General features: G+C 69.9%; 23 protein-coding genes and 1 riboswitch. Of the genes, 13 read left to right on the top strand and 10 right to left on the bottom strand.

All coding sequences use genetic code 11. From position 1 onward, the window contains the following. Nucleotides 1-24 precede the first annotated feature (24 nt). The 7 genes from ACFQ7Q_RS24135 (at nt 25) to def (ending at nt 6,545) form a co-directional block, all read left to right on the top strand. Complete coding sequence (locus ACFQ7Q_RS24135; RefSeq protein WP_383558642.1) at nt 25-663, top strand: alpha/beta family hydrolase; 639 nt, start codon at nt 25-27, stop codon at nt 661-663. 225 nt (nt 664-888) lie between these two features. After that, nucleotides 889-1,545 carry a sigma-70 family RNA polymerase sigma factor gene (locus ACFQ7Q_RS24130; protein WP_055641410.1) on the top strand — a complete coding sequence of 219 codons (657 nt, stop codon included), beginning with the start codon at nt 889-891 and terminating at the stop codon, nt 1,543-1,545. Continuing rightward, complete coding sequence (gene rsrA, locus ACFQ7Q_RS24125) at nt 1,542-1,847, top strand: mycothiol system anti-sigma-R factor (protein WP_376441382.1); 306 nt, start codon at nt 1,542-1,544, stop codon at nt 1,845-1,847. The genes ACFQ7Q_RS24130 and rsrA overlap by 4 nt, the downstream gene beginning before the upstream one ends. Nucleotides 1,848-1,985: 138 nt before the next feature. Then, nucleotides 1,986-3,527: an HD-GYP domain-containing protein gene (locus ACFQ7Q_RS24120; protein ID WP_383558656.1), complete on the top strand. Its 1,542-nt coding sequence runs from the start codon at nt 1,986-1,988 to the stop codon at nt 3,525-3,527. Then, the gene (locus ACFQ7Q_RS24115) at nt 3,524-4,786 is read left to right on the top strand and encodes an HD-GYP domain-containing protein (protein WP_383558640.1); all 1,263 of its coding nucleotides are present in this window, start codon (nt 3,524-3,526) and stop codon (nt 4,784-4,786) included. The genes ACFQ7Q_RS24120 and ACFQ7Q_RS24115 overlap by 4 nt, the downstream gene beginning before the upstream one ends. Nucleotides 4,787-4,865: 79 nt before the next feature. Beyond that, nucleotides 4,866-5,846, top strand: coding sequence for a hypothetical protein (locus tag ACFQ7Q_RS24110; RefSeq protein WP_260228954.1), 981 nt, complete (start codon nt 4,866-4,868; stop codon nt 5,844-5,846). 69 nt (nt 5,847-5,915) lie between these two features. Further along, nucleotides 5,916-6,545 carry a peptide deformylase gene (def, locus tag ACFQ7Q_RS24105; protein WP_383558639.1) on the top strand — a complete coding sequence of 210 codons (630 nt, stop codon included), beginning with the start codon at nt 5,916-5,918 and terminating at the stop codon, nt 6,543-6,545. Between the two features lie 77 nt (nt 6,546-6,622). On the opposite strand, the gene ACFQ7Q_RS24100 is transcribed toward def, so the two are convergent. From ACFQ7Q_RS24100 to ACFQ7Q_RS24075, 6 genes are all read right to left on the bottom strand, one after another. Next, entirely contained in the window at nt 6,623-7,639 is a 1,017-nt protein-coding gene (locus tag ACFQ7Q_RS24100; RefSeq protein ID WP_383558637.1) for a ribonucleotide-diphosphate reductase subunit beta, read from the bottom strand. Further along, complete coding sequence (locus tag ACFQ7Q_RS24095; RefSeq protein WP_383558636.1) at nt 7,639-10,002, bottom strand: ribonucleoside-diphosphate reductase subunit alpha; 2,364 nt, start codon at nt 10,000-10,002, stop codon at nt 7,639-7,641. The genes ACFQ7Q_RS24100 and ACFQ7Q_RS24095 overlap by 1 nt, the downstream gene beginning before the upstream one ends. 149 nt (nt 10,003-10,151) lie before the next feature. Then, nucleotides 10,152-10,230: riboswitch (cobalamin riboswitch) on the bottom strand. 78 nt (nt 10,231-10,308) lie between these two features. Further along, entirely contained in the window at nt 10,309-10,812 is a 504-nt protein-coding gene (locus ACFQ7Q_RS24090) for a GNAT family N-acetyltransferase (protein WP_383558635.1), read from the bottom strand. Nucleotides 10,813-10,893: 81 nt separating this feature from the next. Beyond that, the gene (mctP, locus tag ACFQ7Q_RS24085) at nt 10,894-12,513 is read right to left on the bottom strand and encodes a monocarboxylate uptake permease MctP (RefSeq protein ID WP_383558633.1); all 1,620 of its coding nucleotides are present in this window, start codon (nt 12,511-12,513) and stop codon (nt 10,894-10,896) included. Next, nucleotides 12,510-12,764, bottom strand: coding sequence for a DUF3311 domain-containing protein (locus ACFQ7Q_RS24080; RefSeq protein ID WP_361436479.1), 255 nt, complete (start codon nt 12,762-12,764; stop codon nt 12,510-12,512). The genes mctP and ACFQ7Q_RS24080 overlap by 4 nt, the downstream gene beginning before the upstream one ends. Nucleotides 12,765-12,974: 210 nt before the next feature. After that, nucleotides 12,975-13,739, bottom strand: a complete 765-nt coding sequence (locus tag ACFQ7Q_RS24075) for a GntR family transcriptional regulator (protein ID WP_329125380.1) — start codon at nt 13,737-13,739, stop codon at nt 12,975-12,977. A 283-nt stretch (nt 13,740-14,022) separates the two neighbouring features. On the opposite strand from ACFQ7Q_RS24075, the gene ACFQ7Q_RS24070 reads away from it, so the two are divergent. From ACFQ7Q_RS24070 to ACFQ7Q_RS24055, 4 genes are all read left to right on the top strand, one after another. Further along, on the top strand, nt 14,023-15,300 hold the full coding sequence (locus ACFQ7Q_RS24070; RefSeq protein ID WP_383558631.1) for an extracellular solute-binding protein: 1,278 nt from the start codon (nt 14,023-14,025) through the stop codon (nt 15,298-15,300). Between the two features lie 79 nt (nt 15,301-15,379). Beyond that, a complete protein-coding gene (locus tag ACFQ7Q_RS24065; RefSeq protein ID WP_383558630.1) occupies nt 15,380-16,372 on the top strand; it encodes a carbohydrate ABC transporter permease in 993 nt (330 codons plus the stop codon). Continuing rightward, nucleotides 16,369-17,223, top strand: a complete 855-nt coding sequence (locus ACFQ7Q_RS24060; RefSeq protein ID WP_383558628.1) for a carbohydrate ABC transporter permease — start codon at nt 16,369-16,371, stop codon at nt 17,221-17,223. Before ACFQ7Q_RS24065 ends, ACFQ7Q_RS24060 begins: the two co-directional genes overlap by 4 nt. Nucleotides 17,224-17,231: 8 nt before the next feature. Beyond that, on the top strand, nt 17,232-18,746 hold the full coding sequence (locus ACFQ7Q_RS24055) for a glycoside hydrolase family 3 protein (RefSeq protein WP_383558627.1): 1,515 nt from the start codon (nt 17,232-17,234) through the stop codon (nt 18,744-18,746). Between the two features lie 66 nt (nt 18,747-18,812). On the opposite strand, the gene nagB is transcribed toward ACFQ7Q_RS24055, so the two are convergent. After that, nucleotides 18,813-19,598, bottom strand: coding sequence for a glucosamine-6-phosphate deaminase (gene nagB, locus ACFQ7Q_RS24050; protein WP_383558625.1), 786 nt, complete (start codon nt 19,596-19,598; stop codon nt 18,813-18,815). Between the two features lie 172 nt (nt 19,599-19,770). After that, a complete protein-coding gene (locus tag ACFQ7Q_RS24045; RefSeq protein ID WP_383558623.1) occupies nt 19,771-20,523 on the bottom strand; it encodes an SDR family oxidoreductase in 753 nt (250 codons plus the stop codon). An 83-nt stretch (nt 20,524-20,606) separates the two neighbouring features. Between ACFQ7Q_RS24045 and ACFQ7Q_RS24040 the strand changes: the two genes are divergently transcribed. After that, entirely contained in the window at nt 20,607-21,218 is a 612-nt protein-coding gene (locus ACFQ7Q_RS24040) for a TetR/AcrR family transcriptional regulator (RefSeq protein WP_383558621.1), read from the top strand. Between the two features lie 353 nt (nt 21,219-21,571). Further along, nucleotides 21,572-23,038, top strand: coding sequence for a PAS domain-containing sensor histidine kinase (locus ACFQ7Q_RS24035; RefSeq protein ID WP_329125378.1), 1,467 nt, complete (start codon nt 21,572-21,574; stop codon nt 23,036-23,038). A 173-nt stretch (nt 23,039-23,211) separates the two neighbouring features. Here the strand turns inward: ACFQ7Q_RS24035 and ACFQ7Q_RS24030 are convergent, their stop codons facing one another. Both ACFQ7Q_RS24030 and ACFQ7Q_RS24025 read right to left on the bottom strand, forming a co-directional pair. Continuing rightward, nucleotides 23,212-23,469: a WhiB family transcriptional regulator gene (locus tag ACFQ7Q_RS24030; RefSeq protein ID WP_003953983.1), complete on the bottom strand. Its 258-nt coding sequence runs from the start codon at nt 23,467-23,469 to the stop codon at nt 23,212-23,214. 317 nt (nt 23,470-23,786) lie between these two features. Then, on the bottom strand, nt 23,787-24,755 hold the full coding sequence (locus ACFQ7Q_RS24025; RefSeq protein ID WP_383558619.1) for a diacylglycerol/lipid kinase family protein: 969 nt from the start codon (nt 24,753-24,755) through the stop codon (nt 23,787-23,789). Between the last annotated feature and the right edge of the window lie 80 nt (nt 24,756-24,835).

Genomic DNA, 24,835 nt, shown 5'->3' with positions numbered 1-24,835 from the left:
GGTCCCGCGCGGCAGGATGGGCGCGTGACCAAGAGCGAGAACGTGACGACCGACGCCGGGGACGCCCGGATCACCTGGCACCCCGGCAAGAAGCCCTGGACGGTCCTGGCCCTCGGTCATGGGGCCGGTGGCGGGATCGAGGCGCGGGACCTCCAGGCCCTGGCCGGGGCGCTGCCCGCGCACGGGGTGACGGTGGCGCTCGTCGAGCAGCCGTGGCGGGTCGCGGGGAAGAAGGTGGCACCCGCGCCGAAGACCCTGGACGTCGGGTGGCGCGGGATCTGGCCCGCGCTCGCCGAGCCCGGCCTCCCGGTGATCGCCGGGGGGCGCAGCGCCGGCGCCCGGGTCGCCTGCCGGACCGGGGCGGAGCTCGGGGCCGCCGCCGTGCTCGCCCTGAGCTTCCCGTTGCACCCGCCGGGCAGGCCGGAGAGCTCACGGGCCGACGAACTGCTCGGCACGGGCCTGCCCACCCTGGTCGTCCAGGGCGGCAACGACGCCTTCGGGAAGCCCCAGGAGTTCCCCGAAGGGCCCTACCGGCTCGTCGAGGTGCCGTACGGCGATCACAGCTTCGCCGTCGCCAAACGCGCCCCCGTCACACCGGACGGAACCCTCGAACTCATCGTCGAAGAAGTCACTTCGTGGGTCGCGTCACTCCGGGAATGTTGAGCGTGCGACCACGGTTGTCACGCATGTCGGTGTGAGAGCAAGGAAGAGGGAGTCCGTCGCATGGGTTCGACCATCTGCCCCGAGCGCGCGCAGGCCGCTGACCTCGACTGGACAGTGCTGCCCGCTCCCAAGACCGCCCCTATTCGGGCGGCGGGCGGAGCGGTTCCTCGTCTATCCTCCGAATCGAGCGGGTCCGCATTCGGGTTCGCCGCAGCGCTGGAGGAGGTGGGTCCGGTCACTGGGACCGACACAGGGACCGACGACGGCCCCGAGGAGACGACCGCGGAGCGCAACGCGCGCTTCGAGCGGGACGCCCTCGGATTCCTCGACCAGATGTACTCCGCCGCGCTGCGTATGACGCGCAATCCCGCGGACGCCGAGGACCTGGTGCAGGAGACGTATGCCAAGGCGTACGGCTCGTTCCACCAGTTCCGCGAGGGTACGAATCTGAAGGCGTGGCTGTACCGCATCCTGACCAACACCTTCATCAATTCGTACCGCAAGAAGCAGCGTGAGCCCCAGCGCAGCGCCGCCGAGGAGATCGAGGACTGGCAGCTCGCCCGTGCCGAGTCGCACATGTCGACCGGTCTGCGTTCCGCCGAGTCGCAGGCCCTCGACCACCTGCCGGACTCCGACGTGAAGGAAGCGCTGCAGGCGATCCCCGAGGAATTCCGCATCGCCGTCTATCTCGCGGATGTCGAGGGCTTTGCGTACAAGGAGATCGCGGACATCATGGGTACACCCATCGGTACGGTGATGTCCCGACTGCACCGGGGCCGCCGCCAGTTGCGCGGCATGCTCGAGGACTACGCCCGCGACCGCGGGCTCGTTCCCGCGGGCGCCGGAGAGTCGTCGAACGATCTGAAAGGCTCGGGCTCATGAGCTGCGGAGAGCCGCACGAGACGGATTGCTCAGAGGTCCTGGATCATCTCTACGAGTTCCTCGACCATGAGATGCCCGACAGTGACTGCACCAAGTTCGAGGTGCACTTCGAGGAGTGCTCCCCGTGCCTGGAGAAGTACGGCCTGGAGCAGGCGGTGAAGAAGCTCGTCAAGCGTTGCTGCGGCAGTGACGACGTGCCCACCGATCTGCGGGCCAAGGTGATGGGGCGGATCGACCTCATCCGCTCGGGCCAGCTGGTGCCCGAGCAGGACATGGACATCACGGCGACCGCCCAGGAGTGACCGCCGGACCTGCCTGATGGGCCGCCGCGAGATGATCGCGGCGGCCTTCATTCGTTCATCAGCTTGTATCACCCGATGGTGCGAATCGGCCGCCGACCGCCCTCACGCGCCGTCCAACTCGCTAGCGTGACAGGCGTGATGGGCGTGATGGCGATTCCGCGAGCGGCACGGGTGTACATCGGCTGCACCCTCCTCGGTGCCGCCGGATGCGTCCTGCCCGCGCTGGCTCCCGGCGCGGGGACCCCCTGGGGCACCGTCGCGCTGCTCGGCGCCCTGTACGCCGTGTGCGAGCTGCCCGGCCGCTGCCCGCTGCTCGGCCGGGTGCTGGGCGGCTCGGCGCCCTTGGGAGCCGGATCGTTCTTTCCCGTCCTGCTGGCCTCGGCGCTGCTCCTGCCGCCCTCCGCCGCCGCGCTCACGGCGGTGCCCGGAGCGCTGCTCTCCCGCGTCGCGCAGCGGCCGGCCGGGGTACGCCGGCTGTGGCGGGCCGGTCAGCTCGTGCTCGCCGTGTGGACCGCCTCCCTGGTCGCCGCCCTCCTGAGCTGCGACGACGTCCTCGGCCACGGGACGCACACCCCGGACTTCCCGTACGTCCTGCTGCCGGCCGGGGCCTCCGCGCTCACCTTCTGCCTGGTCCTGACCGCTCTCGACGGCGGAATCCGGACGACGGCCGAGGGCCTCGTCCCGGGCAGCGCCTGGCGCGGCCTCTTCGCCCGCGCCCTCGCCCCGCACGTGGCGCACGGCCTCGCCGGGCTGATGATGGCGGTGCTGTGGCGCAGTTCGTACGGCCCCGTCGCCGCGCTCTTCGTCCTGCTGCCGATGTACATCTCCTGCTGGATCTTCACCCAGTACCACCGCGAACGCGCCGCGCACCAGGCGACGATCCGCGCCCTGGTCCAGGCGGTCGACATCAAGGACGAGTACACCCGGGGACACAGCGAACGGGTGGGCCGTGCCTCCGTGCTGATCGCCCGAGAGCTGGGGATGGCGGAGGAGCGCCTGGAGATCCTCCGCTTCGCGGGAATCCTCCACGACGTCGGCAAGCTCGGCGTACCGACCCGGGTGCTGAGGAAGGACGGGCCGCTGACACCCGAGGAGCGCCGGATCATCGAGCTGCACCCGGAGTACGGACACGAGATGGTCCGGGGCATCGGCTTCCTGGGCGAGGCACGGGCGGCGATCCTGCACCACCACGAGAAGTTGGACGGGACCGGCTACCCGTACGGGCTCAGAGGCGCCCAGATCCCCGAGTTCGCCCGGGTGGTGGCGGTCGCCGACGCCTTCGACGCGATGACGTCGACCCGGTGCTACAGCAGGGCGCGGCCGGTGGAGACCGCGGTCGCGGAGCTGGAGCGCTGCGCGGGCACGCACTTCGACCCGCGGATGGTCCGGGCACTGGTCCGGGCTCTCGCCCACCACGGCTGGCAGACAGCGGTCACCGCGGACGAGCCGGCCCTCCCGGGCGCGGGCGTGCCTCCGGCCAGGAGCTCCGGCGCGGGAGTCCCGCCCGGTGACGTGCGGAGCTCCGGCGCCGACGGCCCGTCCGATCCGGGCCTCTCCCACGTCAAGGCGCCCCGCGCGGACGCCGTACCGGCCGCCGCCGCGCGCGCCCGCGGCGCCGAGGTCCGCCGGTCGGGCCTCTCGGCGCCGAAGGCCCACGTCCCGCCCGGCGGGCGCGCGTGAGGCCCGGGGCGGTCACCGTCGGCGCGGTCCACGGGACCGCGCTCGTCCTCACCGTCGCCGGATTCGCCTCCACGCTCTGGTACGGGGTCGACGAGCCCGGTCACGCCCTCGCGTTCGGCGTTCTCATCGCGCTCGGCGAGCTCGCCCGCTGGGGCGCACCACCCGTGCTCGGCGAGCTACCGGGCAGGGAGCCCGCGCCGATCGCCGCCGCCGGAGCCCTCGCGTACGCGCTGCTCGGCGAGAGCGCGGGCCGCACCACCACGCACGGCGTCCTCCAGATCATCGCCGTGGTCGTCGCGGCCGGGCTCGCCGGAATCGTCCCGCACGTCGCCCGAGGCAAGGGCCCCGACCTGGACAACCTGGCCCGGCGCATCCTGACCGTCGCCTTCGCCGCCCTCTGCTTCCAGCCGCTCTACAACTCGGGCGAACTCACCCACTACCTCGGTCAGGGCCCCTCCTACGCCCTCTACCTGCTGCTTCTGCTCGTCCTCACCGCCCTGTGCGACGCCGTACTCGGCGCCACCATGCTCCGGGCCCGCACCCGCTACCCGTACGGCCCTCTCCTGCGCGACGAGCTGCGCGCCCTCCTCGGCATCGGCTCCGCGGTCTGCGCCACCGGCACCGTGATGGCGCTCGGAGTCGCCGCCGCGGGGCTCTGGGCGCTGCCCGTCTTCTGCGTACCGCTGCTGCTCACCCAGGTCTCTTTCCGGCGGTACGCGGCCGTGCGCACCACCAACCGGCAGACCATCGCCTCCCTCGCCCGTGCCACCGAGATCGCCGGATACACCGCCCCCGGGCACGCCCACCGCGTCGCCGCCCTCAGCGGCGCCGTCGGGCGCGAGCTGGGGCTCTCCGGTTCCGAGCTGACCGTCCTGGAGTACGCGGCGCTCATGCACGACATCGGACAGCTCTCCCTCGTCGACCCCGTCCCCGAGGGCGCCACGGCCCTCCTCCCACCCGAGGAGCAGCGCCGGATCGCCCTCCTCGGCGGCGCGGTCGTCCGCCAGACCGGCGTCCCCGCGGCCGTCGCCGTCGTCGTGGAGCGCCAGGCCGACCCGTACCGCGACCAACCGCTGCCCGCCCGGATCGTCCGGACCGTCAACGCCTACGACGACCTCGCGGGCGACAGCGCGGGCGGGGCGCTCGCCGCCCTGGAGAGGCTCCGCCTCTCCACGGCCCGCGACCACCAGCCGAAGGTCGTGGAATCCCTCGCCAGAGTCCTGGCGAGGGGCGGCGTCACCCCTGTCCCTCCTGGGTAACCCATGGGTAATGAGCGCGCGTCCAACCGGGCATGGTTGGATGCGAACAAGAGGGTGAAGCGACCGGCAGGCGGGAATCGTGAGGATCTTCGGGAAGGTACGGCATCGGCCCTCCGCCTCGTGGCGGCAGGCCACCGACCGCGCGTTCACGCTGATCGGCGACGGCCGGTACGAGGACGCGGGCGCGCTGCTGACGCGCGCGGCGGATCTGGAGCCCTGGCTCTCGGAGTCCTGGTTCAACCTGGCGCTGCTGCACAAGTTCCGGCACGACTGGGAGCAGGCGCGGGCCGCCGGGCTGCGCGCCGTCGCGCTCCTCGACAAGGAGACCGGAGCACCGGACTGGTGGAACGTCGGCATCGCCGCCACCGCGCTCCAGGACTGGCCGCTGGCCCGCCGCGCCTGGCAGGCGTACGGGCTGAAGGTGCCCGGGGCCTCCGCCGGGACCGGTGAACCCGCCGGCATGGAACTCGGCAGCGCCGCCGTCCGGCTCTCGCCCGAGGGCGAGGCCGAGGTCGTCTGGGGCCGCAGGCTCGACCCGGCCCGTATCGAGGTGCTGTCCATCCCCCTGCCGTCCTCCGGCCGGCGCTGGGGCGAGGTCGTCCTCCACGACGGCGTGCCCAACGGCGAGCGCACCACCTCCGCGGGTCCCTCCTACCCCGTCTTCGACGAGATCGAGCTGTGGGCCCCGTCGCCCGTCCCCACCTGGGTCGTCCTCCTGGAGGCCGCCACCGAGGCCGACCGCGACGCCCTGGAGCAGCTCGCCGCGGACGCCGGATTCGCCGCCGAGGACTGGTCCTCGTCGGTCCGGCTGCTCTGTCGCGCCTGTTCCGAGTCGACGATGCCCAGCGCCGAGGGCGAGGGCGAGCATCTCGACCCCCACGACCACAGCGAACCGGGCCACCCCGGCCCCCTCGGCCACCGCTCGCCCGGCGAGCTCTGGGTCCCCGAACGGGAGTGCGGGATCGCCGCGCCCGTCGGCCTGGTCCGCGGGCTTCTCGACGGCTGGGTGGCGGACAGCCCGGACAGCCGCGAGTGGCGGGATCTCGAAGAGGTCTGCTGATCCGCCCGGATCATGCCCTTAGGCTGTACGGGACCATCGACTGGGGTTCTGAGGAAGGCGTGCGGCGGAATGGCGCAGCAGGAGACTGACGAGCAGATCAACGACGGTTTCGTCGTCGACACGGAGGACTGCGAGGCGCGTGAGCTCGCGTACCGCGAGCGCGGCACGGCGCGCCCGATCACGGTCGTCGGCAACCCGGTGCTCCACAAGGAGTGCAAGGACGTCACCGACTTCGGCGACGAGCTCGCGGCGCTGATCGACGACATGTTCGCCAGCCAGAAGGCGGCCGAGGGCGTGGGCCTCGCCGCGAACCAGATCGGTGTGGACCTCAAGGTCTTCGTCTACGACTGCCCCGACGACGAGGGCGTGCGACACACCGGTGTCGTCGTCAACCCGGTCCTCCAGGACCTGCCGGCCGACCGCCGCATCCTGGACGACTCCAACGAGGGCTGCCTGTCGGTCCCGACCGCGTACGCCTCGCTGGCCCGCCCGGACTACGCCGAGGTCCACGGCCAGGACGCGCAGGGCAACCCGATCAAGGTCCGCGGCACCGGCTACTTCGCCCGCTGCCTGCAGCACGAGACGGACCACCTGTACGGCTACCTGTACATCGACCGCCTCTCCAAGCGGGACCGCAAGGACGCGCTGCGCCAGATGGAAGAGGGCACCCCGCGCTACGAGACCGTCCCGAACGCCTGATCTCGTTCCCGTACGCGTGCATGACGAAGGGCCCCGCTCCCCCGGAGCGGGGCCCTTCGTCATCTACGGGCGGGGACCTAGAAGTCCTCGTCCAGGTCCACCGAACCCTCGACCGCGACCTGGTACGCGGACGGACGGCGCTCGAAGAAGTTCGTCAGCTCCTGGACGCCCTGGAGCTCCATGAACGCGAACGGGTTCTCGGAGCCGTAGACCGGGGCGAAGCCCAGGCGCTGGAGGCGCTGGTCGGCGACGCACTGGAGGTACTCGCGCATCGACTCGGTGTTCATGCCCGGCAGCCCCTCGCCGCAGAGGTCGCGGCCGAACTGCAGCTCCGCCTCGACGGCCTCCTTCAGCATGTCGGTGACCTGCTGCCGAAGCGCGTCGTCGAAGAGCTCGGGCTCCTCCTTGCGGACGGTGTCCACGACCTCGAAGGCGAAGTTCATGTGCATCGTCTCGTCGCGGAACACCCAGTTGGTGCCGGTCGCGAGACCGTGCAGCAGACCGCGGGACCGGAACCAGTACACGTAGGCGAAGGCACCGTAGAAGAACAGGCCCTCGATGCACGCGGCGAAGCAGATCAGGTTCAGCAGGAAGCGGCGGCGGTCGGCCTGGGTCTCCAGCCGGTCGATCTTCTCGACCGAGTCCATCCACTTGAAGCAGAACTGAGCCTTCTCGCGGATGGAGGGGATGTTCTCGACGGCGGCGAACGCGGCCGCGCGGTCCTCCGGGTTGGGCAGGTAGGTGTCGAGCAGCGTCAGATAGAACTGGACGTGCACGGCCTCCTCGAACAGCTGGCGCGACAGGTACAGCCGCGCCTCGGGGGAGTTGATGTGCTTGTACAGCGTCAGCACGAGGTTGTTGGCGACGATCGAGTCGCCGGTCGCGAAGAACGCGACCAGACGGCCGATCATGTGCTGCTCACCCGGCGTCAGCTTGGCGAGGTCGGCGACGTCCGAGTGGAGGTCGACCTCCTCCACCGTCCAGGTGTTCTTGATCGCGTCCCGGTAGCGCTCGTAGAAGTCCGGGTAGCGCATGGGACGGAGAGTCAGCTCGAAGCCCGGGTCGAGGAGGTTCTTCTGTTCGTTGGAGCTCATCACTGGCAGGCCTCGCAGGACTCGGGGTTCTCAAGGGAGCAGGCGACGGCGTCGGGGTCGGCGACCTGCTGGACGGGGATGGTGGCGGCGGTGGGCGCCGCGGCCTGGGCCGCGCGGGCGATCCGCGTCGCCGGGCGGGAGCGCAGGTAGTACGTCGTCTTCAGGCCCTGCTTCCAGGCGTACGCGTACATCGACGACAGCTTGCCGATCGTCGGCGTCTCCAGGAACAGGTTCAGGGACTGCGACTGGTCCAGGAACGGCGTACGGGCCGCCGCCATGTCGATCAGGCCGCGCTGCGGGATCTCCCACGCCGTCCGGTACAGCTCGCGCACCTCGGCCGGGACCCAGGTGAAGCCGGCCACCGAGCCGTTGGACTCGCGCAGCGCCTCACGGGTCTGCGCGTCCCACACGCCGAGCTTCTTCAGCTCGTCGACCAGGTACGAGTTGACCTGGAGGAACTCGCCCGAGAGCGTCTCGCGCTTGAACAGGTTGGAGACCTGCGGCTCGATGCACTCGTACACGCCCGCGATCGAGGCGATGGTCGCCGTCGGCGCGATGGCGAGCAGGAGGCTGTTGCGCATCCCGACGGCGGCGATCCGCTCGCGCAGCGCGGCCCAGCGCTCGGGCCAGTTGAGCTCGACGTCGTAGTGGTCCGGGTGCAGGACACCGCGGGCCGTGCGGGTCTTGTCCCAGGCCGGCACCGGGCCGTTGCGCTCGGCGAGGTCCGCGGACGCCTCGTACGCGGCGAGCATGATCCGCTCGGCGATCCGGGTGGACAGCGCGCGCGCCTCGGGGGAGTCGAAGGGCAGCTTCAGCTGGAAGAAGACGTCCTGGAGGCCCATCGCGCCCAGGCCCACCGGGCGCCAGCGGGCGTTGGAGTTGCCGGCCTGCTCGGTCGGGTAGAAGTTGATGTCCACGACCCGGTCGAGGAACGTGACGGCCGTACGGACGGTCGCGTCGAGCCGCTCCCAGTCGATGGAGCCGTTCAGGACGAAGGCGCCGAGGTTGACCGAGCCCAGGTTGCAGACCGCCGTCTCGCCGTCGTCCGTGACCTCCAGGATCTCCGTGCAGAGGTTGGAGGAGTGGACCGTGTGGCCCGGCTCGGTGGTCTGGTTGGCCGTACGGTTCGAGGCGTCCTTGAACGTCATCCAGCCGTTGCCGGTCTGGGCCAGGGTCCGCATCATCCGGCCGTACAGGTCACGGGCCGGCATGGTCTTGCGGGCCAGGCCCTTCGCCTCGGCGGCCCGGTACGCGGCGTCGAACTCGTCGCCCCACAGGTCGACCAGCTCGGGCACGTCGGCCGGGGAGAACAGCGACCAGTCGGCGTCCGCGTTGACCCGGCGCATGAACTCGTCCGGGATCCAGTGCGCGAGGTTCAGGTTGTGCGTACGCCGGGCGTCCTCACCGGTGTTGTCGCGCAGCTCCAGGAACTCCTCGATGTCCGCGTGCCAGGTCTCCAGGTAGACCGCGGCCGCGCCCTTGCGCCGGCCGCCCTGGTTCACGGCGGCGACGGAGGCGTCGAGCGTCTTCAGGAACGGCACGATGCCGTTGGAGTGCCCGTTGGTGCCGCGGATCAGCGAACCGCGGGCACGGATGCGGGAGTACGAGAGCCCGATGCCGCCGGCGTGCTTCGAGAGCCGGGCCACCTGGTGGTAGCGGTCGTAGATCGAGTCCAGCTCGTCCAGCGGGGAGTCCAGCAGATAGCAGGAGGACATCTGCGGGTGGCGGGTGCCGGAGTTGAAGAGCGTGGGGGAGGAGGGCAGGTAGTCGAGCCGGCTCATCAGCCCGTACAGCGCCGTGACCTCGTCCAGCGCGCGGGTGGAGTCGTCCTCTGCCAGACCGCAGGCGACGCGCAGCATGAAGTGCTGCGGGGTCTCGATCACCTTGCGGGTGATCGGGTGGCGCAGCAGGTAGCGGGAGAAGAGGGTGCGCAGACCGAAGTAGCCGAAGCGGTCGTCCGCTTCCGCGTCGATGAGCGAGTCGAGGCGCTCGGCGTGCAGCCGGACGAACTCGGCGGTGCGGTCGGCGATCAGGCCCTCGTGGTGACCGACGGCGACCGAGGCGGAGAAGGAGTACGCGCCCTGTCCGGCCGCCTCGTCCGCGATGGTGATCGTCAGGAGCCGGGCGGCGAGCCGGGAGTACGCCGGGTCCTCGGCGATCAGACCGGCGGCCGCCTCCGTGGCCAGCTCGCGCAGCTCGGCCTCGTCCGAACCGGCGTTGCGGCCGCGGAGCGCGGCGGCGGCGACCTTGCCGGGGTCGGTGTCGGGGAGATCGGTGGTGAGGTCGGTCAGGGTCCGCAGAAGTACGGTCCCGGGTCCGTCGCTCTCGATCGCTGCGGCCGGATCGGCGGGCGCGATGGTCACGTGGGGGCTCTCCCTCGCTCGGCTCGGGGCCGGCGGGGGAAGGCGGGCGGCGGCGCGCCCGTACGCAGGGCAGCGCCGCGCCGCGGCCCACTCCGCGAGGCCCGGACGTCTGTGCACCCGGAACGGAAGGACCGGGCGCGCTGTCCACAGGTCTTCGGACTCGGCCGGCGTGCAAGCACACAGAAACCACACCGTTGCGGGACAGTTCCGGATTTGCACCGGATTCCCCTGCGAGGACAGCGAGCAAGAGCATACATGTGGGGGGCGCTCCTCGAAGCACCCCCCACATGTTGTGTCGTTGGCGGCTCAGAGCTCCAAGCCGTATGTGTACAGGGGATCCATGTCGGCCAGCGGCTTCCAGTCCCGTTCGGGGGTACGGACGAAGCCCATCCGCTCGTAGATCCGGTGCGCGGAGGCCATGTTCGACTGGGTGGAGAGCACCAGCCGCCGGCATCCCGGGGTCTCCCTGGCCCGCTCCACACAGAACCGTACGAGCGCCTCGCCGACGCCCCGGCCCCGCGCGTCCTTCGCCACGGCGAGCATCCGGAACTCGGCCTCGCCCTCGGCCGCGATGTCGGCCCACTCCCCGCCGCCCATGGCGAAGGTCACGCCGCCGAGCACCGTGCCGGCGCGGTCCACCGCCACCAGCACCTCCGCCTCGGCGTCCCGCCTGGCCACGTCCCGCAGCAGATGCAGATAGGCGTCGTCCTCGCCGAAGTCGAGGTGTCCGTCGTCGAGAAAGGCGCGCGCGGTGACCTCGCCGAGAGCCTCGTACTCCTCGGGCCGTACCGCCCTGATGGTGAAGTCCATGGGTGCAGTCTGCCTCCGGTCCACGGCGAAGGGCCCGGGATTTCCTCTCGGAGATCCCGGGCCCTCGCGTGTACCGGAAGGTCAGTGACCGGCGCCGACCTTGGGGAGGGGCTTGACGCCCGAGTCGCCCGCGTCCGCCGTGTAGTCCGACGGGGACGTCTCGTCCACGCCCTCGGGCGCCTTGACGGCCTTCAGGACGAAGGTCAGGACGACGGTGACGATCACGTTGATCACGAAGGCGGTGAGACCGATGTAGCCGATCTCGCCGATGCCCGGGATCTCGGCGGACGAGCCGCCGAAGTGCTTCTGGGTCGGGCTGGCCACGCCGTACGCCGCCGCGGTGCCGTAGACCATGCCGACGGCCCAGCCGGCCAGCAGCGCCCAGCGGTGGAACCAGCGGGTGAACAGACCGCCGACGAGCGCCGGGAGGGTCTGCAGGATCCAGATGCCACCGAGCAGCTGGAAGTTGATCGCCACCGTCTTGTCCATGGTGAGGACGAAGGCCAGCGCGCCGACCTTCACCAGGAGCGACACCAGCTTGGACACCTTGGTCTCCTGCTCCGGAGTGGCGTCCGGCTTCAGGAAGTCCTTGTAGATGTTGCGGGTGAAGAGGTTGGCGGCGGCGATCGACATGATCGCGGCGGGCACCAGCGCGCCGATGCCGATGGCGGCGAAGGCCACGCCCGCGAACCAGTCCGGGAACATGTTCTCGAACAGCTGCGGGATCGCGAGCTGGCCGTTGGTCACCTTCACACCGGCGGCGATCGCCATGAAGCCGAGCAGCGCCAGCAGGCCCAGCATCAGCGAGTACAGCGGCAGGATCGTGGTGTTGCGGCGGATCACGTCACGGCTGCGCGAGGAGAGCGTCGCCGTGATCGAGTGCGGGTACATGAAGAGCGCGAGCGCCGAGCCGAGCGCGAGCGTCGCGTAGCCCCACTGGCCCATCTCGCCGGGCACCAGCGCGCCGCGCGGCTTGTCGGTGGCCGGGTTGATCGTCGCGTACGCCTCGCCGGCCTTGGCGAAGATCTCGTCGAAGCCGCCCAGCTTGATCGGGATGTAGATGATCGCCACCGCGATGACGATGTAGATCAGCGTGTCCTTGACGAAGGCGATGAGCGCCGGGGCGCGCAGACCCGAGGAGTAGGTGTACGCGGCGAGGACGCCGAAGGCGATGAGCAGCGGCAGGTCCTTGATGAACCAGTGCGTGTTCTCGCCGCCGCCCACGCCCATCACGTCCAGGACGGCCTGGATGCCGACCAGCTGGAGCGCGATGTACGGCATGGTGGCGAGGATGCCGGTGACGGCGACCGCGAGCGACAGGCCCTTGGAGCCGAAGCGGCCCCGGACGAAGTCGGAGGTGGTGACGTAGCCGTGCTTGTGCGACACCGACCAGAGGCGGGGCAGGAAGGTGAAGATCAGCGGGTACACGAGGATCGTGTACGGGACGGCGAAGAAGCCGGCCGCGCCCGCCGCGTAGATGGCCGCCGGGACGGCGACGAAGGTGTACGCGGTGTAGAGGTCGCCGCCGAGCAGGAACCAGGTCACCCAGGTGCCGAACGAGCGGCCGCCCAGGCCCCATTCGTCGAGGCTGTTCTCGTTCTCGGCTCTGCGCCAGCGCGAGGCGAGGAATCCCATGACCGTGACGGCCAGGAAGAAGAAGATGAAGACGGCGAGTGCGACGCCGTTCACGCCGTCCTTCACTTCGACGCACCTTCCTTGCGGGCGCGCTGGTCACGCTGCCACAGCTTGTAAGCGATCATGGTCAGCACGGTCGAGATGACGACCCAGGCCATCTGGTACCAGTAGAAGAACGGGATGCCGGCGAAGGTCGGTTCGACCTTCGCGTACGAGCTCACCCAGAGCATCGCCACGAATGGCGCGATCAGACAGAGCGCGACCACCACACGGACCGGTGTGACGACCGGTTGTTTCCCTTGTGTCACTTCAGACATACGGCGACTCCGTCCCCTCGCTGAACTCCATGGATCGCATGGATCACCTGCGTAATGCGCGTGAAATCTAGGGGACTGTTTCGCTCCATGGAACCCCCGTCCGAATAACGGACGGGTGTCGATCTGTGCGGACCAGCGGAGACGACAAGGCCCCGACACTCCTCACGGATGTGCCGGGGCATCGGTTCACGCCGAAGTGGCGCTTTCCGTTCAGCCGTTGGGCCGCTGAAGCCTTGCCACGAACTTGTACCGGTCGCCGCGGTAGACCGAGCGCACCCACTCGACCGGCTCGCCCTGCGCGTCCAGCGAGTGGCGGGAGAGCATCAGCATCGGCAGGCCCACGTCCGTACCGAGCAGACCGGCCTCGCGCGGGGTGGCGAGGGAGGTCTCGATGGTCTCCTCGGCCTCGGCCAGATGGACGTCGTAGACCTCGGCGAGCGCCGTGTAGAGCGAGGTGTACTTCACCAGCGAACGCCGGAGCGCCGGGAAGCGCTTGGCGGACAGGTGCGTGGTCTCGATCGCCATCGGCTCGCCGCTCGCGAGGCGCAGCCGCTCGATCCGCAGCACGCGCCCGCCGGGCGAGATGTCGAGCAGCCCGGCGAGGGTGTCGTCGGCGGTGACGTACCCGATGTCGAGCAGCTGCGAGGTGGGCTCGAGGCCCTGGGCGCGCATGTCCTCGGTGTACGAGGTGAGCTGGAGCGCCTGCGAGACCTTGGGCTTGGCCACGAAGGTGCCCTTGCCCTGGATGCGTTCCAGCCGGCCCTCGACGACCAGCTCCTGCAGTGCCTGGCGCACGGTGGTGCGCGAGGTGTCGAACTCCGCGGCAAGGGTTCGCTCCGGCGGGACCGGTGTGCCGGGCGGCAGGGTCTCCGTCATGTCGAGCAAATGCCGCTTCAGTCGGTAGTACTTGGGTACGCGCGCGGTGCGGGTGGTGACCCCGCTGTCTTTCTCCGTACTGCCCGCGTCCGTGGCCATGGCCCGCCTTCCCGACTCCTGTGCTGCTGCCGTCACCGGCTCCTCCGTCTGTCGCGGCTCACATGGTGGCACGGACCGGTCACGGGTCGTCGCCCTCCCTCAGGTGTCGGTCCGATAACGGACGCGACTGCCCTTCTTATACACCCTTGACACCCCTAAAGGTCTAGGCCAAGCTCCGGGTACTGGTCTAAACCATTAAAGACCAGGTCCCAGCCCCACGAGCACTACTCGACGTATGTCTTCGCGCGGTGGGGGGGTTGCAGGCATCCCTGAGGAGGGTGGCGTGAAGCGCAAGCTCATCGCGGCGATCGGCGTCGCGGGCATCATGGTCGGTATCGCGGCATGCGGTTCGGACAAGAGCGGGGACAACGCCGGCGGAGACGCCAAGGAGCTCACCGTCTGGCTGACGGTCGACGCCCAGAACAACTGGCCCGACCTGGTCAAGGCCGCGGACGACGCGGTCACCAAGAAGCACCCGGGCGTCAAGATCAAGCACGAGTACTACGGCTGGCCGGACAAGAACACCAAGCTCGACGCGGTGCTCGCCACGGACAAGGCCCCGGACGTTGTCGAGATGGGCAACTCCGAGATGATCAGCTACATGGCCAAGGGTGCCTTCGCCGAGGTCGACGCGTCGAAGTTCGAGAACTCGGACAAGTGGCTCGACGCCCTCAAGGACTCGGTCACCTACAACGGCAAGACCTACGGTGTCCCCTACTACGCCGGTGGCCGCGTGGGCACCTGGCGCAAGGACATCGCCGCGGAGGTCGGCGTCAAGGCCGCCCCGAAGAGCTGGGCCGAGCTGACCGCCGCGCTCGACGCCATCCAGAAGAAGAAGGGCGACAAGTTCAGCGCCTGGTACCAGCCGTCGCCCGACTGGTACGCCGCGATGTCCTTCGTCTTCGAGGCCGGCGGCTCCATCGCCAAGCAGGACGGCGAGACCTGGAAGGCGAACCTGTCCTCGCCGGAGTCCGTCAAGGGCCTCAACGAGTACAAGACCATCCTCGACAAGTACATGCACGGCGACAAGACCAAGGACGAGGCCGACCGCCCGGTCGTCTACGGCCAGGGCAACGCCGCCACCATGTTCGCCGCGGGCTGGGAGGGCGCCACCGCCGCCGACCCGAAGAGCGACAAGGTCGGCGGGCTGAAGGACAAGCTCGAGAACTTCGTGATGCCCGGCCCGTCCGGCAAGAACCTCCCGGTCTTCCTCGGCGGCTCCGACCTGGCCATCCCGGTCAAGTCCAAGGCCCAGGGCCTCGCGGCCGAGTGGATCAACGCCTTCACCGGCGCCGAGGGCCAGAAGGGCCTCGTCGCCAAGGGCAACCTGCCCAACAACAAGGCGGACCTCGCCCCGCTGAAGAACGACCCGGCCACCACGGTCGCCGCCACGGCCGCCGAGTCCAGCTGGTTCGTCCCGACCGCTCCGGGCTGGGGTCAGGTCGAGAAGGCCCAGATCCTCAAGACGATGCTGATCGACATCGCCAACGGCAAGAAGTCGGTCGAGGCCGCCGCCAAGGACGCGGACGCCGCGATCGACAAGGTCATCAACACCAAGTGACCTACGAGCAGGGCCCCGTCGGTCACGACGACGGGGCCCTGCTTCCCGTACCACGAGAGGGATCGCTGAGGAGCACGGGATGAGTGCCGCAGACACAACCACCGCGAAGGTGCCGCCGGTGCGGCAATCGCCACCATCCGGCCCGGGGGCCGGTGCCCCGAAGCCGGGGAAGAAGCCCACCAACGGCGGAGGCGGAGTCCCCTGGCTCCTGCTCGCGCCGTGCCTGCTCGTCCTGCTCCTGGTGCTCGGCTATCCGCTCGTGCGCCTGGTCACCCTCTCCTTCCAGCACTTCGGACAACCGCAGCTCTGGGGTTTCCAGGAGGCGGAGTCGGCCGGCTTCTCCAACTTCGCCAAGATCCTCGGCGAGAGCGAGTTCTGGACCGTCGTCCTGCGCACCGTGATCTTCACGGTCGGCGCGGTCGTCCTCACCATGGTCCTCGGCATGATGATCGCGCTGCTGCTGCAGAAGGTCTCCGGCTGGGTGAAGGCCCTCATCAACATCGTGCTCGTGGCGAGCTGGGGCATGCCCATCATCGTCGCGACCGCCATCTTCAAGTGGCTCTTCGACGCCGACTACGGCGTGCTCAACTGGCTGCTGAGCAGGCTGCCCGGCGTCGACATGATCGGCCACAACTGGTTCGCCAGCGGGCCGCAGGGCCTCGCCGTGATCATGCTGCTCGTCGTCTGGGGCGCGGTGCCCTTCGTCGTCATCACCCTGAGCGCCGGCCTGACCCAGGTCCCCAAGGAGCTCGAAGAGGCAGCGCGTCTCGACGGCGCCGGAGCCTGGGGCGTCTTCCGCTTCGTCACCCTGCCCATCCTCAAGCCGATCATCGTCATGCTGACGACGCTCTCGGTGATCTGGGACATGGGTGTCTTCCCGCAGGTCTACGTGATGCGCAACGGCCACCCCGAGGCGGAGTTCCAGCTGCTCACCACGTACTCGTTCGACAAGGCGTTCGTCGTCAACGACTACGGCACCGGCTCCGCGATCGCGCTCGTCACGGTCGTCCTGCTGCTCGGAGTGGTCGCCGTGTACATGCGTCAGATGCTCAAGATCGGAGAGGTGGAGTGACCACGACCACCGCGGCCCCCGCCGTCACCCGCCGCCGCACGTCCAAGCTCGGCTGGAACCTGCTCGGTCTCCTCGTCTTCGTCGTCGTCGGCTTCCCCGTCTACTGGATGGTGAACACGGCCCTGAAGCCGGCCAAGGACGCCATCGACCCCAACCCGCACTTCTTCCCGACCACGTTCACGGTCGAGAACTTCAAGCGCGCGCTGGAGATCGCCGACTTCTGGGGCCCGGTCACCCGCAGCCTCGTCGTCTCGTCCGTGGTCGTCGTCATCGGCATAGTCGTCGGGATGCTGGCGGCGCTCGCCATCTCCCGCTTCGCCTTCCGCGGCCGCAAGATCGTGATCGTCGGCATCCTCGCCGTCCAGATGGTCCCGCTCGTGGCGATGATCATCCCGGTCTTCCTCATGCTGAACGACCTCGGTCAGTACGACAGGCTCACCGGCCTGATCATCACGTACCTGACCTTCATCCTCCCCTTCACGGTGTGGACGCTGCGCGGCTTCATCGTCAACATCCCCAAGGAGCTGGAGGAGGCGGCCCAGGTCGACGGCTGCACCCGCACCGGCGCCTTCATCCGGGTCGTCTTCCCGCTGCTCGCCCCGGGCATGGTAGCCACCTCCGTCTACGGCTTCATCCAGGCGTGGAACGAGTACCTGTACGCGCTGATGCTGATGAGCCAGCAGAACCAGACGGCCACCGTCTGGCTCTCCAACTTCATCACGAAGAACGGCACGGAGTACGCCCCGATGATGGCGGGCTCCACCATGATGGCCGTCCCCATCGTGATCCTCTTCCTCCTCGTCCAGCGCAAGATGGCCGCCGGCCTGACGGCCGGCGCGGTGAAGGGATAACGCCGCCCATGACCACACTCGTACGCGCCTCGGACACCCTGACCCGCGACGCGCTCACCGTCCTCCAGCCCGGTTTCGTCGGCACGACGGCGCCCGACTGGCTGCTCCGCAGGATCGGCGAGGGACTCTCCTCCGTCGGCCTGTTCGGCCGGAACATCGCCTCCCCCGAGCAGCTCGCCCTGCTCACCGCGCAGCTGCGGGCCGAACGGGACGACGTCCTCGTCGCCATCGACGAGGAGGGCGGGGACGTCACCCGCCTGGAGGTCCGCAACGGCTCCTCCTTCCCCGGCAACTACGCCCTCGGCTCCGTCGACGACGTGGACCTCACCCGCGCCGTGGCCGAGGAGCTCGGCCGCCGGCTCGCCGCGTGCGGGGTCGACCTCAACTGGGCGCCCTCGGCCGATGTGAACTCCAACGCCGACAACCCGGTCATCGGCGTCCGGTCCTTCGGTCCGGGCCCCGAGCTGGTCGCCCGGCACACCGTGGCGTACGTCGAGGGCCTCCAGGCCGTCGGTGTCGCCGCCTGCACCAAGCACTTCCCCGGGCACGGCGACACCAACGTGGACTCCCACCACGCGATGCCCCGGATCGATGTGGATCTGGACACACTGCACGCCCGTGAGCTGGTACCTTTCCGCGCCGCCATCGCGGCGGGTACCAAAGCGGTGATGAGCGCGCATATCCTGCTCTCCGCGCTCGACCCGGACCGTCCGGCGACCTTGAGCCCGCAGATCCTGACCGGTCTGCTGCGCAAGGAGCTGGGCTTCGACGGGCTGATCGTCACCGATGGCATGGAGATGCAGGCCATCGCGTCGACGTACGGCATCGAGCGCGGATCCGTCCTCGCGATCGCCGCGGGCGCCGACGCCATCTGCGTCGGCGGCGGGCTGGCCGACGAGGACACCGTACTGCGACTGCGCGACGCGCTGGTCGACGCGGTACGAACCGGTGAGCTGTCCGAGGAGCGACTGGCGGACGCCGCGGCGCGTGTACGCGCCCTGGCGGCCTGGACCCAGGCGCACCGGGCCAGGGGGGCTGTATCGGGGCCGGGCGCGGCAGTGCAGGAGGGGACCGCGCCCGGCACCGAGATCGGACTGGTCGCCGCCCGCCGGGCCGTCAGGACGACGGGTGAGCGGCCGTACACCCCCATGACCGCTGCCCCCTATGTCGCCGCCTTCACGCCGGTCGCCAACATCGCGGTCGGTGACGAGACACCGTGGGGTGTCGCGGCGGAGCTGGAGCGGCTGCTGCCGGGCACCGAGACGGGCGCCTACGACCAGCCGGCCGTGGGCGAGGTCCTCGCCGCCGCGGGGGAGCGACGGATCGTCGCGGTCGTACGGGACGCCCACCGGTACCCGTGGATGACCGAGGCCCTGGACGCCCTCCTCGCGGCCCGGCCGGACACGGTCGTGGTGGAGATGGGCCTGAACGAGGCGGAGCCCCGCGGAGCCCTCCACATCGCCACGCACGGTGCGGCCCGGGTCTGTGGCCGCGCGGCGGCGGAGGCCATCGCCGGACTCTGAGAACGGCACGAGAGGGGCCCGGCACCTGGTTCAGGTGCCGGGCCCTTCGTCGTGGCGGGCGAGGCCCTAGATGCCCTGCCAGGAGGGCTTGTTGGCGAAGGTGTGGCGGAAGTAGTCCGCGAGCTTCAGTTTGGACGCGGCGGCCTCGTCCACGACGACCGTGGCGTGCGGGTGCAGCTGCAGTGCCGAGGCCGGTACGAGCGCGGCGACCGGGCCCTCGACGGTCTGGGCGACGGCGTCCGCCTTGCCCTCGCCGGTGGCCAGGAGGACCAGGTGGCGGGCCTCCAGGATGGTGCCGATGCCCTGGGTGATGACGTGGTGCGGCACCTGCTCGATGTCGTTGTGGAAGAAGCGCGCGTTGTCGACCCGGGTCTGCTCGGTGAGCGTCTTGATCCGCGTCCGGGAGGCGAGCGAGGAGCACGGCTCGTTGAAGCCGATGTGTCCGTCGGTCCCGATCCCGAGGATCTGCAGGTCCACACCGCCGGCGTCCCGCAGGGCCCGGTCGTAGGCCTCGCAGGCCGCCTGGACGTCCTCAGCGGCGCCGTCCGGCCCCATGAAGGCGTCCTGGGAGAGCCCGAGCGGCTCCACGACCTGGCGCAGCACGGTGGAGCGGTACGACTCCGGGTGCCCGGTGGGCAGTCCGACGTACTCGTCCAGCTGCGCGATCCGGGCACCCGAGGCGTCCACGGAACCGGCCTTGACCTGGGCGATCAGGGCCTCGTAGATGGGCAGCGGAGTCGAACCCGTGGCAACGCCGAGCAGGGCGTCGGGCTTGCGACGCAGAAGGCCGGCGATGCCGTCCGCGATGAGCTCTCCGCCTGCCGTGGCGTCCGGGACGATGACAACTTCCACGCTTTGCCTGCCGATCTGGTGAGGGGCTGGTGAGGGGCCTGGTGGTATAGACCAATCAAACCTCAATCTAGCAGAGCGAAAGCCGTCCGCTCAGGCCGTTCCGGTCGGTGGACGGTGCCATCCCCATGGTCGAACGGGGCGACCCGCGCAGCCACCTGAGTCCCGTCCCCGGTCAGGCGATCGACCCTCCCGTGGCGTCGATCCACTGGCCCGTCACCCAGCGCCCGTCGTGCGAGGCCAGGAAGGCAACCACATCGGCTATGTCCGCCGGTGTGCCGACCGCTCCTAGTGCCGACAGCGCCGCCGCGCCCGCCCACGCCTCCTCGTTCCCCCGCAGCCAGTCCGCGTTGACGTCCGTGTCCACGATCCCCGGCGCCACCGCGTTCACCGTGATGCCCCGGGCGCCCAGCACCTTGGACAGATAGCGCGTGAAGGTGTCCAGGGCGCTCTTGGACATCGCGTAGGCGATCAGCTCCGGCATCATCGCGGCGTGGCTCAGCCCGGTGGAGATGTTGACGATCCGGCCCCCGTCGCGCAGGCGCTCGGCACCCTGTTGCGCCAGGAAGAACGGGGCCTTCGTGTTCACCGCGAAGAGCCGGTCGTACTCCGTCTCGTCGATCGCGGAGAAGGGCCGCGAGGCCCCGATCCCCGCGTTGTTGACGAGGATGTCGAGCCCTTCCGTATGGGCGTCGAACCGTGCCCACAGCGCCGCCGCGTCCCCCGGTACCCCCAGCTCCTGGCCGATCGCGAACGCCTCGCCGCCGGCCGCCTCGATCGCCGAGACCGTCTCCTTCGCCGCCGCCTCGTTGGCCCCGTAGTGCACCGCGACCCGGGCGCCGTCCCGCCCGAGCCGCTCCGCGATACCTCGCCCGATTCCCCGGCCGCCGCCCGTGACCAGTGCCGTCTTCCCCTTGAGCGCACCCATCGGACGCCCCCCTAATTTCATAGTGGTCGTTACAGAAAGAACCGTAGCATCGTTTCGTAACGGCCGCTATAGAATGTGTCCCCATGACGACCAAACAGCGTGGCCGCCCCCGCTCCTTCGATCGCCTCACGGCGCTGGAGCAGGCCACGATGGCGTTCTGGGAGCACGGGTACGAGACCACCTCCGTCTCCGACCTCACCCGCGCCATGGGTATCAGCGCGCCCAGCCTCTACGCGGCCTTCGGTGACAAGAAGGCCCTGTTCGAGGAGGTCGTGCAGGCGTACGCCGTCAGCTACGGCGCGTACGGCGGCCTGGCCTTCGAGGAGGAGCCGACGGCGCGCGGCGCCTTCGGTCGGATGCTCGTGGAGGCGGCGGACGTCTTCACCGACCCGTCCCATCCGCGCGGCTGCCTGATGATCTCCGCGGCGATCAACTGCTCGACCCCGGAGGTCGAGGAGGCCCTGCGGGAGCGGCGCAACAGCAATCTGGCGTCGTTCGAGGCCCGGATCCGCCAAGGCGTCGAGGCCGGTGAGCTGCCGGGCGACACCGACGCGGGCGCGCTGGCCCGGCTGTACGGAGCGGTCGTCCAGGGCATGTCCCAGCAGTCCAGGGACGGCGCGACCAGGGCGGAGCTGGAGGCGGTGGCCGAGCTGGCGATGCTGGCCTGGCCGGCGCCGATGCCGGCGAAGGGCTGAAGGGGGCGCGAAGGGCCTCCGGAAAAACCCGCGGGCTACGGCGCCCGACGGGACCCTCAACCCGTCCGGCACCGCAGCCCGGAGTTGCCCGGCCGGGGGTGTGCGGTCCCTCGGCCGTATGGGAGGTCTCGGCGCAGTCAGGGCAGAGAGCGCCGGGTACCTCGTCCACCCTCCTGTGCGGGGAGGGCGGAGGTCTTCATGGAAACTGGTGCACAGTCATTGTGGACTAGACCATTCTCGTCTGTCCATCCACATGCGCACGGTGTTTCCCGGCCCATCCTCCAACACGAACGCCGGGAGATCCAGGTTCATCGTGTCTCAATTCCGCAGGTACGCTCGCACCTGTGCCCTCCATGAACGACCTCGTCCGCCAGCACACCGCTCTGAGTGAGTCCGACCTCGAGTGGCTCCACCTGCTGGTCTCGGAGTGGCAGCTGCTCTCCGACCTCTCCTTCGCGGACCTCGTCCTCTGGGTCCCCACCCTCGACGGCACGCGGTACGTCTCCGTGGCCCAGATGAGGCCCAACACCGGCCCCACCTCCTATCAGGACGACATGGTCGGCCATCTCGTTCCGCGCGGCCGCCGTCCCCTCCTGGACGCCGCCCTCGACGAGGGCCGGATCGTGCGCGAGGGCGACCCCGAGTGGCGCGAGGAGGTCCCCGTACGGGTCGAGTCCATCCCCGTGCGCCGAGAGGGCCGGGTCCTCGGCGTCATCGCCCGCAACACCAACCTGCTCACCGTGCGCACCCCGTCCCGGCTGGAGCTCACGTACCTCCAGTCCGCCTCCGACCTGGCCCAGATGATCGCCGCCGGCAGCTTCCCCTTCCCCGGCGAAGCGGTCGACATGGACGCCTCGCCGCGCGCCGGCGACGGCCTGATCCGACTCGACGCCGACGGCATCGTCCAGTACGCCTCGCCCAACGCACTCTCCGCGTACCACCGGCTCGGCCTCGCCGCCGACCTCGTCGGTCAGCACCTCGGCCAGATCACCGCCGAACTCGCCCCCTCCCGCGGTCCCGTCGACGAGGCCCTGGTCAAACTGGCCTCCGGCTACGCCCCCCGCGAGGCCGAGGTCGAGGGCAACGGCGGTGTGATCCAGCTGCGGGCGATCCCGCTCAAGCCCAAGGGCACCCGCATCGGTTCGCTCGTCCTGCTCCGCGACGTCACCGAACTGCGTCGTCGTGAGCGTGAGTTGATCACCAAGGACGCGACCATCCGGGAGATCCACCACCGGGTGAAGAACAACCTCCAGACGGTGGCCGCCCTGCTGCGCCTCCAGGCGCGCCGGATGGACTCCGACCGTGGGCGCGAGGCCCTCAACGAGGCGGTGCGCAGGGTCGGTTCGATCGCCATCGTGCACGAGACGCTCTCCCAGAACCTGGACGAGCGCGTGGAGTTCGACGAGATCGCCGACCGCGTGATCGCGATGGTCGCCGAGATCTCGCCGGGCAAGGTGACCTGCCGGCGCAACGGCCGCTTCGGCATCCTGGACGCCGAGGTCGCCACCCCGCTCTCCATGGTCCTCACCGAAGTGCTGCAGAACGCCCTGGAGCACGCGTTCGCGCCGGGGGAGCAGGGCACCGTCGAGGTCACGGCCGTCCGCGGCGAACCCCGCGCCGACGCCCGGCTGCTGATCACCGTCCGGGACGACGGCCGCGGTCTGCCCGAGGGCTTCGACCCGCAGCGCGCCGGCAACCTCGGCCTGCAGATCGTGCGGACCCTGGTCGAGGGGGAGTTGGGCGGCACGTTCGACATGCAGCCGGGCGCGGAGCGCGGGACCAAGGTCGTCCTCGACATCCCCGTACAGCCGCAGAAGTAGGCGCGCGCCCGGGGGAGTCCGCGGGTCGGAAGGGGTGAGCACAGCAGCGAGCCCCGGACCGAGGAGATCGGTCCGGGGCTCGAATGCTGTGGGTTACTGCTGCGCGCTGCGGCTCGGGGGCGGTGATTGCGTACGCGATGTACGCGCCGCTTGCCTCAGGCTTGTCAGGGTGCTCAGGCGCTGGCGTTGCGCGCCCGGTTGCGAGCGGCACGGCGCTTCATCGCGCGGCGCTCGTCCTCGCTGAGGCCACCCCAGACGCCGGAGTCCTGGCCGGACTCGAGCGCCCACTGCAGGCACTGCTCCATGACGGGGCAGCGGCGGCAGACGGCCTTGGCTTCCTCGATCTGCAGCAGCGCAGGACCGGTGTTGCCGATGGGGAAGAACAGCTCGGGGTCTTCCTCACGACAAACGGCGTTGTGACGCCAGTCCATGGCTGCTACCTCTCTTGGTATTACGTGCGGGTTGCTTGTGAATGTGAACGCTTTCACGAATCCCCCCGCAAGGGAAGGGCCGACCGCCAGGTGAACTGGTGTGGTCCTTGGATTGAGGAGGGGTTCTGGCTCTCAGTGGAGGCCGGTCTTGCGGGCCGTCCCGATCGCCAAGAAGAGACTCCCAAACCCCGGGAGCGGATACAACCCCTTCCGGAAAGTTTTTTTTGATTCCTCGGTGTCGGCTAGGTCACAGCCGTACTTCTAAGGGGTGGATGGCAGCCTAAACGTTCGAGTGAAAGGACTTTCGGCCCTTCCACTCACACAATCACACGCAGTGCACGGCGAACGCCTGTGAACGCCACGCTGGTACGCAGTCCGAGGTGGTCTCCGTCCATCTGCAGAGGGAGCGGAACCTTCGAATGCAAGGTGAAGTCGGTCAGGTCGTGCAGAGACAGGGCATGCTTGCCGTGGGGGCCCCGCTCGGGGGACGAAGTGAGCAGCTGGGTGGCGTAGCGGGCCACCGCGGGGGTCGAGAGCCGGCTCAGTCCGAGGACGTCCAGGGCGGTCTCGAAGGATGCCTCCGGGGACGCGTACACCGGGCGATTGCCCAGGTAGGTCCAGGGGGAGGTGTTGCAGATTATCGACAGGACCAGGCCCTCGACCGGGTCCTCCCCGGGGCGGTCCAGGGTGATCGTGCCGTGCCGTCGGTTCGACTCGCCGAGGAACTGGCGGACCACCTGGCGCAGGTACAGCGCGTGGGTCGATCTCTTCCCGCGCTCCCGCTGCTGTTCGACTCGCCCGATGACACTGGCGTCGAAACCGAAGCCGGCGCAGAAGGTGAACCAGCGGGCCGGCACTCCCTCGTCCTCGGTCCCGGGCGCCCCGGACGCGAGCCCGAGGCTCACTGTGCGTGCCCGGCGCTCACGGAGCGCGTCGAGCAGTGCGCCGGTCGCCTCGACGGCGTCGTTGGGCAGCCCCAGCGCGCGGGCGAAGACGTTCGTGGACCCGCCGGGCACCACCGCGAGACCGGGGAGCCGCTCCGGGTCCGGCCCGTTGTGCAGCAGCCCGTTCACGACCTCGTTCACGGTGCCGTCGCCACCCAGGGCGACGACCATGTCGATGTCGTCGGAGTCCGCGGCCCGGCGGCCGAGATCGCGGGCGTGGCCGCGGTACTCGGTGGTGACGGCCTCCAGTTTCATCTCGCTCGCGAGCGCGTGGATGAGGACGTCACGCGTGCGCGCACTGGTGGTGGTGGCTGCCGGATTGACCACGAGAAGTGCGCGCATGGCCGCCAGCGTACCTACCCGGGGGTACCGATCCCAGTCGCGGCCACCTGCCGGACAGCTCCGCAGCGACCCCCGGCTAC

Source organism: Streptomyces sp. NPDC056527 (genome assembly GCF_042794475.1).
Taxonomy (GTDB): Bacteria; Actinomycetota; Actinomycetes; order Streptomycetales; family Streptomycetaceae; genus Streptomyces.
This window is presented reverse-complemented; position numbering and strand designations above follow the sequence as displayed.